Raw genomic sequence first — 11,193 nt, forward strand, 5'->3', positions numbered from 1 at the left:
ATGATAATGAAACATTTTCCAACGCCGGGCGTCCTTTAATGACGGAAGTCAGACAGGCAATCGGCACCGGTATGCGGTATAATGGAGCGTATTGCCGAAACCATTCTGTGAATCTTTGAAACGACCGGGTGATCAAACATGAAACTGAATAATCGGGCGTCAGACCGCTTTGACTGGACGCTGGCGTTCATCCTGCTTTTGTTCCTCATCGTCAGCACAGTCGCCATCGCATCCGCGCAGACGACCGGACAATATAATATCAACTTTGTCCCCTCCCAGATCCAGTGGTATGTCGTGGGGGCCGCCATCATCGCCGTGATGATGTATTTTGACCCGGAGCAGTACAAGAAAGCCGCCTGGGTCATTTACGGCGGCGGGGTATTCCTACTGTTCCTGCTCTTTATCCTGCCCGAAGGAATGGAACTCGTTGCCCGGCGCAACAATGCGAAAAGCTGGTTCCACCTGCCGGGTCTCGGCAGCATCCAGCCGGCTGAGTTCATGAAGACCTTCTATATCCTCGGGGCGGCACGCCTCATCACGATGCATAACGAGAAGCACATGAACCGCACGAGACAGACCGATCTGCTGCTTCTCGGCAAGATCACTGCACTCCTGGGACTCCCGCTGTTCTTCATCCTGGAGCAGCCTGACCTCGGGACGGCTCTCGTCTTTATCGCGATTACGGCGGCGCTGATCCTCGTCTCCGGGATCAGCTGGAAAATCATCGTACCCCTATTTGCGGGAGTCGCCGCATTCGGCACACTGCTGATCTGGATGGCCGTCAACATGCAGGATTTTCTCGTGAAGACATTCGGATTCAGCGCGTATCAGTTCGCAAGGATCTATTCCTGGCTGGATCCGTACGCGTATCCTTCCGATGAAGGCCGTCACCTGATCACATCGCTGAACGCGATCGGCTCCGGCATGATCGACGGCAAGGGTTTCCAGGGCCGTGAAGTGTACGTGCCGGAAGCCCATACCGACTTTATCTTCTCGATCATCGGCGAAGACTGGGGCTTCATCGGGGCAAGCCTTGTCATCAGCCTGTATTTCGTCCTGATCTATCACCTGACCCGGACAACACTGCAGCTCAAGGACCCGTTCTCCACGTATGTATGCACCGGCATCATTGCCATGATCACGTTCCATGTGTTCCAGAACGTCGGCATGACCATCCAGCTCCTGCCGATCACCGGGATCCCTCTCCCGCTCATCAGCTACGGTGGCAGTTCCATCATGGGCAACATGCTTGCCCTCGGACTCGTCTTCAGCATGAAGTTCCACCACCGCACTTACATGTTCTCGTCCGATCCGGAAGACTGAATAGCGTACAAAAAGCTCCCGCCTCTTGTGTTGAGGCGGGAGCTTTTTTGAAGCTTAGGTCGTGGGTGCCTGGGAGCCAGCGGGCGGCGCAAGAGTTTTAAGCAAATCGAGGCGTGACTTTGTCAGCGTCACGGGAATGCCTAATGCTGTAATCCGCTCTGCGATCGTCTTGACGTCCTTTTTCTGGGCCATCCGTTCCACCTCTTCCTTCCTTCAATATGACGCAGCAACCGGGGGCGAAGTTGCGTGAAAAATGGATGATACCGAACGTTCTAAATACACAACCCTACTATACCACCGGCGCTATGCGTCAAATCTTTCAATACTGTTACAATTGTTGCCTTGCCGTAAATGTTTTATTCTGAAAAAGTCCGCTTTCAAATGTTTGATTACATACCCCTCGATGGTATAATGAGATTAGCAAAGGAGGCGGTGCCCATTGACGACAGAGCCAATGGAAAGTCCGGTTCATGAAGAGTCCTGCCGGAAAAGCCACCAGACACCCGAGGTCAAGAAGAACCTCGCCACCCGGCTGAACCGGATCGAGGGCCAAGTGCGCGGCATCCGGGGAATGATTGAGCGGGATGTATACTGCGACGACGTCATCACCCAGCTGGCAGCCACCCAGTCCGCCCTCAACAGTGTGGCGCGGATCCTGCTTGACGGACATCTGAAAGGATGCGTCCGTGACCGGCTGCTTGAAGGGGACGACGAAGTCCTTGATGAACTGACCGTCACCATCCAAAAACTGATGAGGAAATAAGGAGGAGATACATGATGGCAACCAATCTCGTACTGCAGGTGGAAGGCATGAGCTGCAACCACTGTGTAAACTCTGTTGAAAATGCGGTCCGCGGCCTGAATGGCGCGGATGCCGTGAAGGTCAACCTTGAAGCAGGCACCGTGGAAGTCGCCTACAACGAAGACCTTGTAAACGACCAGCAGATCAAAGATGCGATCGAAGAACAGGGCTACGATGTAAAATGACGGCAGGCTGCGGGGAACCGCAGCTTTTCCCGGGCATTGCGTATACCCCCCTCCCCTATGAAAGGATGAACTGCCATGAGCAATGATAAGCGCGAACTTGCCATCACCGGCATGACGTGCGCTGCCTGTGCAAACCGGGTCGAGAAAGGGCTGGGACGGATGGAAGGCGTGGCGTCCGCTGCGGTCAACTTCGCGACAGAGAAGGCGACTGTCGAGTACGACAGCACCAAGACGGACATTCCCTCCATTGAAGAGAAAATCCGCAACCTCGGCTACGACGTGGCCAAGCAGGATGCCGAACTGGAGATCATGGGCATGACCTGTGCGGCCTGTTCTGCCCGGATCGAGAAAGTCGTCGGCAAAATGCCGGGAGTGTCCCAGGCGAATGTCAACCTGGCGCTTGAGACCGGACACGTCACCTATGATCCGGCGCAGCTTGATCCGGAAGCAATCATCGAACGGATCCGAAAAATCGGTTATGACGCTCGCCTCAAACAGGAAGGTGATGGTGCACCCGACCACAGGAAGGAAGAGATCCGCAAGAAAACGAGAATGTTCATCATCTCGGCGGTCCTCTCCCTCCCGCTTCTCTGGACGATGGTCGCCCACTTCTCGTTCACCGAATGGATGTACGTGCCTGACTTCCTGATGAACCCGTATGTGCAGTGGGCGCTTGCTACACCGGTCCAGTTCTGGATCGGATGGACGTTTTATAAAGGTGCCTACCACTCGCTCCGGAGCGGCAGCGCCAACATGGACGTCCTTGTCGCTCTCGGCACATCCGCCGCTTACTTCTACAGCGTGTATCTGGTACTGGCACACGCAGGAAGCGGACATATTCCCGGACTTTATTTTGAAACGAGTGCAGTCCTGATTACGCTGATCCTACTCGGGAAGGTGTTTGAGGCAAGGGCGAAAGGCCGTTCTTCGGATGCGATCCAGAAACTGATGGGGCTGCAGCCGCAGACAGCGACCATTGAGCGGGAAGGCCAAATGAAGGAGGTCCCGGTGGCCGATGTGATGGAGGGCGATGTTCTCGTTATCCGGCCCGGGGACTCGATTCCGGTCGACGCCCTAGTACTGTCCGGTAGTTCTTCCTTCGATGAATCGATGCTGACGGGCGAGAGCCTGCCTGTCGACAAATCCGAGGGGGATACGCTGTTCGCCGCGACGGTGAACGGCAACGGTTCGCTCCGCGCCAAAGCCGTGAGCGTCGGCAAGGATACGGTGCTGGCATCAATCATCCGCACAGTGGAAGAAGCACAAGGCTCAAAGGCTCCGATCCAGCGGCTGGCCGACAGGATTTCCGGCATTTTCGTCCCAATCGTTGTCGGCATCGCAGCCGTTACATTCCTTGTGTGGTACTTGATCGTCGATCCGGGCAATTTCGCCCAGTCGCTTGAAAGCATGATCGCCGTCCTCGTCATCGCCTGTCCATGTGCATTGGGCCTTGCGACACCGACCTCGATCATGGCGGGATCCGGCCGCTCCGCCGAGCAAGGCATCTTGTTCAAGACTGCGGAAGCCATCGAGGGCACAAAACATATCGACACCGTCGTCCTCGACAAAACGGGCACCGTGACAAAAGGCAAGCCGGAAGTCACCGATTTCCTCACAACTGACGGCCTGGACCGTGAAGAGCTGATCCTTGCCGCGGCTGCCGCCGAGAAAGAGTCGGAACACCCGGTCGCTTCCGCCATTACGGCATTTGGCGAAGAACATGCATCCACCCTTCCTCCGACTGCCGGTTTCTCTGCGATTCCGGGTCATGGGATTGAAGTACGTGTTGATGACAGCGACATCCTTCTGGGCAACCGGAAACTGCTGGAAGACCGCGGCATCCCTCTCGACACATCGATTGCAGATATCGGTGCACTTGAAGACGACGGCAAGACTGTCATGTTCATGGCAGCTGACGGACGGCATGCCGCCGTCATCGCGGTTGCGGACACGCTCAAGGACACATCGGCAGAGGCCGTCCGTGAACTGAAGGAATCGGGAATCGACGTCATCATGCTGACCGGCGACCAGCCGCGCACCGCGGAAGCGATCGCCCGCACGGCGGGCATAGAACATGTCATCGCCGGCGTCCTTCCGGAGAAAAAAGCGGCCGTCGTCAAAGACCTGCAGGAAAAAGGCCGGAAAGTCGCGATGGTCGGCGATGGCATCAACGACGCGCCGGCCCTGGCCACTGCCGACATCGGCATGGCGATGGGCACCGGCACCGCCGTGGCGATGGAAGCTGCGGACGTCACCCTCATGCACGGTGACCTGAAGCGGGTGTCCGACACGCTCCGCATGAGCCGCCTGACTGTGCGCAACATCAAGCAGAACCTGTTCTGGGCCCTTGCCTATAACTCGGTCGGCATCCCGATTGCCGCAGCCGGCTTCCTTGCCCCATGGGTTGCAGGCGCCGCGATGGCGTTCAGTTCGGTATCGGTCGTCCTGAACGCCCTCAGGCTGCAGCGCGTGAAGTTAAGGGATTGATATGATGGTGGAAATCCGCCCTCCCGGATGGAGGGCGGATTTTTGGGGTCCCAGGGGGCATCGTCCGCTGTACACTCGCCCCCCGTTGCATTCATCACTTTCGGGGACCCTTTCGTCACTTTCAGCCCCGCTTTCGTCACTTTCGCCAGCGGCACCTTCATTTGTCACTTCACCTCTCCCCGGAGTAGAATAAATGCAACACATGTTTCTTGAAAGCAGGTCTCTCTCTATGAAAAAATCGATTCTTCTACTCATGTCAGTCCAGTTCTTCGTTTATCTCGGGTTCGGGATCATCATCCCGGTGCTGCCGGAGGTCGTTGTGGCACAGGGATTCGATGAGTTGCATGTCGGCGGGCTGCTGACCGTCTATGCGCTGGCGTCATTCTTTACAGCACCGCTCTGGGGAGCGTACTCCGACCGGACCGGACGCAAGAAGCTCATCGCGATTGGCCTGGCAGGTTTCAGCCTGAGCTTTTTCATGTTCGCGGCTTTCACCGACTCACTTGTGATGATGTACCTGTCACGTGTGATCGGCGGGCTATTCTCCGGTGCGCTTTACACAGCGGTCACAGGCTTTGTCGCCGACCTGACCGATGAGGAAAACCGCAACAAGTACATGGGGCTCCTCGGAATGTCAATCGGCCTCGGCTTCATCTTCGGCCCGGCGATCGGCGGCATCCTTGGCGACATCCGCCTGTCGCTTCCGTTCATCGCTTCCGGTATACTCGTCCTGATTCTTCTCGGTTATGCCATGGTTGTCCTGAAGGAGCCGGAACGTAAGGGCGAAGCGAAAAAGCGGGCGATTGTCCCTGTTGGTGCGGCCAAGCTGTGGAGCTACCGCGTGCGCTATCTGTTCCTTATGTCATTCATGGTGACATTCATCCTCGCCGGCATCGAGGCGACCTTCCAACTGTTCCAGATGCATAAAATCGAAATTACGCCAAAGCAGATCGGCTACCTGTTCCTCTTTAGCGGGCTGGTCGATGCGGCCATCCAGGGGGGCGTCGTCCGCCGTGTCAAGGATGGCATGGAGACGAAGGTCATCATCATCGCCCAGTTGGTGACTGCTGCCGGGCTCGCCCTCACGGTGTTCACGGGCAGCCTGTTCTGGGCGGGTCTGTCGCTTTGTGTGTTCACAGCGGGCAATGCCCTTGCGCGCACGGTACTTGTGTCGCTCACGACAAAGGAATCGGGCGGCCGCTACGGTACGGCAGCGGGCATGAGCTACTCGATGGACAATGTGGGACGTATTGCGGGACCATTGCTGTTTACATGGCTGTTCACCAGGATGCCTGACGGCGTCTACTGGATCTCCGCCGCACTTGCTGTGCTCTCGGTGGCACTGATCCTCCTCTACCGGAAATCAGGGAAATCATTGAGGGAATCTGCAGCCTGAATTTCAAAAGCCGCTCCGGATATAATCCGGAGCGGCTTTTCGTCGCGTTGTTTATGGATGATTGGCGGCAGCTACTTGGACTCTCGTTATCGCCGCTTGGGCTCTTGCTGTCCTTGCTTGTACTCTCGCTGCCGTCGCCTGGTCTTTCGCTGAACTTGCCTGGTCTTTCATTCAGGATGAATCTCACTCCACGATCCGGTACCGGTTCGGGCCTTCCTGCTTGGCGACATACATCGCGCGGTCAGCGAGTTTCAGAAGAACATCCGTGGAGGCCCGGCCCGGACCGGCAAAGGCGATGCCGATACTTGTGCTGATGGAAATCACATGCCCGCCGGCGACAATCGGTTCCCTGAGTGCGCCGATGATTCTGCCGGCAAGGTTTTCGGCTTCCTGATGGGTACTGCAGTCCGTAATTAAGACGACAAATTCGTCCCCTCCAAACCGGGCGGCGAGTACATGGTCAGCCGCATTCTCAATCCGGTTGCTGAACGCCCGGATCACTTCATCCCCGACATTGTGTCCCCATGTGTCGTTGACCTTCTTGAACCGGTCAAGGTCCATCAGGGCGACGGCAAACCGCCTTCCTGTCTTTTCAAATTCTATGATTCTGTCCTGCAGCCGGTTCAGGAACAGCCTGCGGTTCGGCAGACCGGTCAGTTGGTCATGATAGGCATAGTGTTCAAGGCGCTCTTCCTCCGCCTTCTGCCGGCTGATGTCCCGGATTACGACGACCATATGGAGGAATTCACCGTCCGGTCCCCGCACGGCGGAGGCATTCAGTTCTGACCAGATCCAGTTTCGGTTTTTATGGAGCACCCGGAGGCGGAGACGGAAGATGTGCCGGCCTTCGAGAATCTCCTCGTACCCCCTGGCCAGATCCGGGAAGTCGTCGGGATGGATCAGTTCTTCTGTATCCTTCCCTACGACTTCCCGTGGGTCGTAGTCGTAATGGGCCTTTGATGACGGGGAGACATAAAGCAGGCGCCAATTCCCGTCAATTGTGACGATCACATCACTCACGTTGTCGGTGATGATCTTGAACTGATTCAGGCTTTCCAGGTACAGGTCCGCCAGCTGATCCAGTTCACGCATGTCCTTCAGATTCGCAAAATAGCCGATCGGCTCGCCGTCCGGTGCGACCGGTGTGAACTTCAGCAGGCATCCGACAGGCCCCGCACTTTCCGTCAGGATATCAATGCGGACATCCTGCAGATGACTTCCGGCAGCCAGGCGAAATGCAGCCTCCGCAAGCCCCCGGTCATTTTGTGAAACCAGGGAGGAAAACGGGCTTCCCGCCAGGGCTTCGGGGGCCCTGCCGAGCAGCCGGATGGCTGCGGGGTTAGCGCCTGTAATCTCGCCTGTCGGCCCCAGTTCCAGTACGGCGTCCCCGTTATTCTCGAAAAGGGCCCGGAAGCGGGATGAGCTTTCTTCCAGACGCTGAATCATCTCCCGCCGCATCAGTTCGTTCTGTTTACTGCCCGTGATGTCTTTGACGAGGGCTACGATATACCGGACCTCCCCTTCCTCGATAAGAGGCGTCAGCATGACTTCTGAATATCGGACCTCTCCGTCCTGTCCGATAAAATAATCCTCATACACCACCTGCGCGCCGCGATTTACGACTTCTATGTAGCGATCCGTGAGGCTTCCCCCGACCTGTTCGCCGTAAACCTCATCGATCGTCCTGCCGATATGTTCATCGCTGAACCCCAGTTCTTCCCTTGCCTTTCGGTTGATCCACTCGTAGATGAATTCATCGGCCCGGCCAACTTTCATGATGAACAGCATTTCACCGAACCCTTCCGACAACACCTGTTCCATCAAACCAAGCTGCAGCCTTCCCATCGATGTCCCCCCTCTCCGCCATCGCTTTGGCTACATTATAGAGGAAAATCCTGTTAAACGGAACCGGACGGGCATGCAGCCCGTCCGGTTCCGCTCTCTATTATGATTCTGCAGGCGCCGGATTTTCCGGGCCATGCGGTGCTTCCTTACCAAGTTCCGGATGTGCTTTCCGCACCACAGACGGTCGCGCCAGAGTGAGGACCACCGCAATCAGAACGGCCGCAGAAATGATGAGGATCCATTCAGCCGCAAGCAAGTCATACAGGAAGCCATACAGCACCGTTCCGAGCGGCATGAGGGCCATCGCCATCGTCTCCAGGATGGCGAATACCCGTCCTTTGTAGTCGTCATCGACCCGCTTTTGCATCATGACCTGGATCGGTGTGTTGACGAGGATCATGACCAGCCCGAAAGCGAACATCACCGCTGCATAGAAAATGAAGAGCCCCGTGTACGGAAGGCTCACCAGGAGCGGCAGCGCGACGGCTGCCATGATCAGCCCCATCGTCACGATCCCCCATTTGGAGACGAGAAGCGGATACTTCACTTCTTTCCTGACACTCAAGTATACGGACATGAGCAGCATCCCGACAGCGAACGCCCCTTCCGTCAGGCCGAAGTGCTCTGAAGCCATTTTCATCTTTTCGATGAGGATGTAGGAATAGCCGACCTGGAACGCTCCGAACAGGAAGTTGATGAACAGCGAAATCCAGATGATCGTCATGATGACCGGCTGGGTCTTCAGATAAGCGAGACCTGCCTTCATGCTCTGCAGAAGCTTCTCATTCACAGGTTCTTTCCCAGTCTCTTCCCCGGCATCCGCCTTGCGGTTAAACAGGCGGAAATTCATCGTCGCCTCCAAGAGGAGCGCGACGGCTTCCGCCGCCATGAACAGGATGAGGAACAGGTTCATCGAAACCGTGCCGTAAAGCAGCCCGCCGACAGCGGGTGCACCGATGGCCGCGATCGAGATCGACATCTGGTTCAGCGACATCGCTTTCTGGATGCGCTCCTCGTCGACCAGCCCCGTGATCGCCGCGGAAAACGCGACACCGGAAAACGAAGCAGCCAGCGAGATGACGGCAGTGGTGGCATAGATGGCCGGAAGCGAGAGTCCGTAGATCATGCTGACCGAAAGCAGCCCTCCGATCGCAAGCACGATCGCCCCCTGCGCAGTCAGGACGATTGTTTTCTTCGGCCAGCGGTCAGCGGCATATCCGGCAAACGGAGCCGCGATTGTCCGCGGCAGGATGCTGCAGATCAGGTTCATCGCAAAGCTTGTGGCTGATCCCGTCAGCTGGAGGATGTAAAAACTGATGGCAAATGTATAGACTTGGGCACCAAAAGCGGAAATCAGCTTGCTCGCCATGAAAGTCCAGATGTGATAGGTGGCGCGGCGAAGTTTCACTGCCTGTTCCATCTTCTTCGCTCCTCACTACATGAATTAGCTAAATCATAGCACTGCGTTTTACCCGAAACAAGAAATAGTTAAATTTGATTAAACTTATCTCGCAAAAAAATAACCTTACAGCCAGCGTCTTGGTTTCATCCATTCCATCTCGGACGGATCCACTTTACGGAATTCCGTTTTTCGCCTTGGTTCCGGATGTCCGCTCCGTTGCCCGGATGTTAGAATGAGCCTGCCTGCAATAATTCTCCATAGATGAGAGGTTGCCCGGCGCAATGTCATGGATTGTTCCACGTTGTTCTCCCCTTTGTTTAATTTGGTTAAACAAACAATAACACACTTGCCACTTCACAAGCAAGCATTTGTTTAATACACTTAAACTACGCAAAATGATTGGAGGTGTTCCCTTTTTGGAAACATTGGGCGAACGGATTCGCCGGCTCCGAAAAACTCGTAAGATGACCCTGCAGGAACTGGCCGGCGACAAAATGTCGAAGGGAATGCTTTCCCTGATTGAAAACAATAAGGCCAAGCCATCGATGGAGAGCCTGTCACATATTGCCTCACAGCTGAAAATACCCGCTTCCGACTTGCTTGAGGAAAGCAGCCGGGAGGAACTGAGGAAACTGCTGGATCAAGCAGAGGAATACGCCTCCGTCAGGCTGTTGGATGATGGTGCGAAGGAAGCCAGACAACGTCTCATAAATCTGATCAGGCCCTATATCGGCCGAATGGGCGAAGGGTACGAATCCGGCCGGTTGCTCGAGATGTACGGACGGTCTCTCCACAATTTGGAGGAAGACGGATGGGAAGAGCCGATCGACAGGGCGGCCGCCATCTACGATTCGCTGAACATCGTACCCAGGCGTGCAGCGATCGGCATGTTCCGCGCACAGCTGCTCTTTACCCGGCACCAATATGCAGAAGCCCTGGAAACGCTGCTCCGGGAGCGGGCAGCACTTGAGGAAAAGGGGCTCTTCATCGAACCGATGACGCGCCTCGACTTCGATTACCTGCAGGCCGCTCTGCTTTATGCGGTCGGCAAAACGGAAGAGGCCGTCTCAGTTATGGAGCGGGCACTGGCCTTTTCCCGTGAGAATGACCTTTACTACCATATGAGCGACTGGTACCGGCTGGCTTCGGTTCACGCCCTCATGGCCGGGATGGAAGATGAATACGGGCACTACCGAAAAAAGATCAGGCAATATGCGGAGTTCGCAGACGACCAGGAAACGGCCGGTTTCTTGACGTTTCTCGATGTCCACGAACTGAACTCATTCCGGAATGATTACGAGGAAGCATATCGTCGGATACAGGAATGGCCGGATGATCCGGAACAGGCCATGCCGAACCCGCTCAACTCTCCATATAAGTCACTTGAAATCGGAAAGGCGCTTTCCGGACTCGGCCGGCATGAAGAAGCACTCGACACTCTTGACCTCGCGCTTGTCCCCCGGGAATATATCCACCATCCGATCGACCTGTCGATCTTCATGGAGGGGGAAGCCTATAAAGCGGAATCCCTATGGGCGGCCGGTAAAACGGAAGAAGCCCTGTCACTGATCCAAGATGTCTTTGAGCGCATCTCCCCCCTTCCCCGGACCCCTTACAAGGACCGGGTTGAGCAGGTGCGCAAACGGCTGACAGCACACTAAAAAAGATGCCGTCCATTGAGTGGACGGCATCTCAGACTGTAGACAAAGTGAGTGAACTACTCCTTGGTCTGCAGTTTTTTCTATTCCTGAAA

General features: G+C 55.9%; 9 protein-coding genes. 6 read left to right on the top strand and 3 right to left on the bottom strand.

Going from position 1 to position 11,193, the window contains the following annotated elements; all coding sequences use genetic code 11:
- The first annotated feature begins 138 nt into the window (after window positions 1–138).
- Entirely contained in the window at window positions 139–1,323 is a 1,185-nt protein-coding gene (locus DZC51_RS04510; RefSeq protein WP_157294185.1) for an FtsW/RodA/SpoVE family cell cycle protein, read from the top strand.
- A gap of 54 nt (window positions 1,324–1,377) precedes the next feature.
- On the opposite strand, the gene DZC51_RS16195 is transcribed toward DZC51_RS04510, so the two are convergent.
- Window positions 1,378–1,515 (bottom strand): Lmo0850 family protein, encoded by a 138-nt coding sequence (locus tag DZC51_RS16195; protein WP_198304063.1) that lies wholly within the window; start codon window positions 1,513–1,515, stop codon window positions 1,378–1,380.
- Window positions 1,516–1,777: 262 nt separating this feature from the next.
- On the opposite strand from DZC51_RS16195, the gene DZC51_RS04515 reads away from it, so the two are divergent.
- The 4 genes from DZC51_RS04515 to DZC51_RS04530 all read left to right on the top strand — a co-directional run bounded on the left by DZC51_RS04515 (window position 1,778) and on the right by DZC51_RS04530 (window position 6,193).
- Window positions 1,778–2,086 (top strand): metal-sensitive transcriptional regulator, encoded by a 309-nt coding sequence (locus tag DZC51_RS04515; RefSeq protein WP_157294192.1) that lies wholly within the window; start codon window positions 1,778–1,780, stop codon window positions 2,084–2,086.
- Window positions 2,087–2,100: 14 nt separating this feature from the next.
- Window positions 2,101–2,310 carry a copper chaperone CopZ gene (gene copZ / locus DZC51_RS04520; protein WP_157294193.1) on the top strand — a complete coding sequence of 70 codons (210 nt, stop codon included), beginning with the start codon at window positions 2,101–2,103 and terminating at the stop codon, window positions 2,308–2,310.
- Window positions 2,311–2,385: 75 nt separating this feature from the next.
- Window positions 2,386–4,797 (top strand): heavy metal translocating P-type ATPase, encoded by a 2,412-nt coding sequence (locus tag DZC51_RS04525; RefSeq protein ID WP_157294186.1) that lies wholly within the window; start codon window positions 2,386–2,388, stop codon window positions 4,795–4,797.
- Between the two features lie 229 nt (window positions 4,798–5,026).
- The gene (locus tag DZC51_RS04530) at window positions 5,027–6,193 is read left to right on the top strand and encodes an MFS transporter (protein WP_157294187.1); all 1,167 of its coding nucleotides are present in this window, start codon (window positions 5,027–5,029) and stop codon (window positions 6,191–6,193) included.
- 183 nt (window positions 6,194–6,376) lie between these two features.
- Here the strand turns inward: DZC51_RS04530 and DZC51_RS04535 are convergent, their stop codons facing one another.
- Both DZC51_RS04535 and DZC51_RS04540 read right to left on the bottom strand, forming a co-directional pair.
- Entirely contained in the window at window positions 6,377–8,038 is a 1,662-nt protein-coding gene (locus DZC51_RS04535; protein WP_157294188.1) for a sensor domain-containing protein, read from the bottom strand.
- Window positions 8,039–8,138: 100 nt separating this feature from the next.
- Window positions 8,139–9,458, bottom strand: coding sequence for an MFS transporter (locus tag DZC51_RS04540; protein WP_157294189.1), 1,320 nt, complete (start codon window positions 9,456–9,458; stop codon window positions 8,139–8,141).
- 398 nt (window positions 9,459–9,856) lie between these two features.
- Between DZC51_RS04540 and DZC51_RS04545 the strand changes: the two genes are divergently transcribed.
- Complete coding sequence (locus tag DZC51_RS04545) at window positions 9,857–11,101, top strand: helix-turn-helix domain-containing protein (protein WP_157294190.1); 1,245 nt, start codon at window positions 9,857–9,859, stop codon at window positions 11,099–11,101.
- Window positions 11,102–11,193: the final 92 nt, after the last annotated feature.

The organism is Bhargavaea sp. CC-171006, assembly GCF_009761675.1.
Taxonomy (GTDB): domain Bacteria; phylum Bacillota; class Bacilli; order Bacillales_A; family Planococcaceae; genus Bhargavaea; species Bhargavaea changchunensis.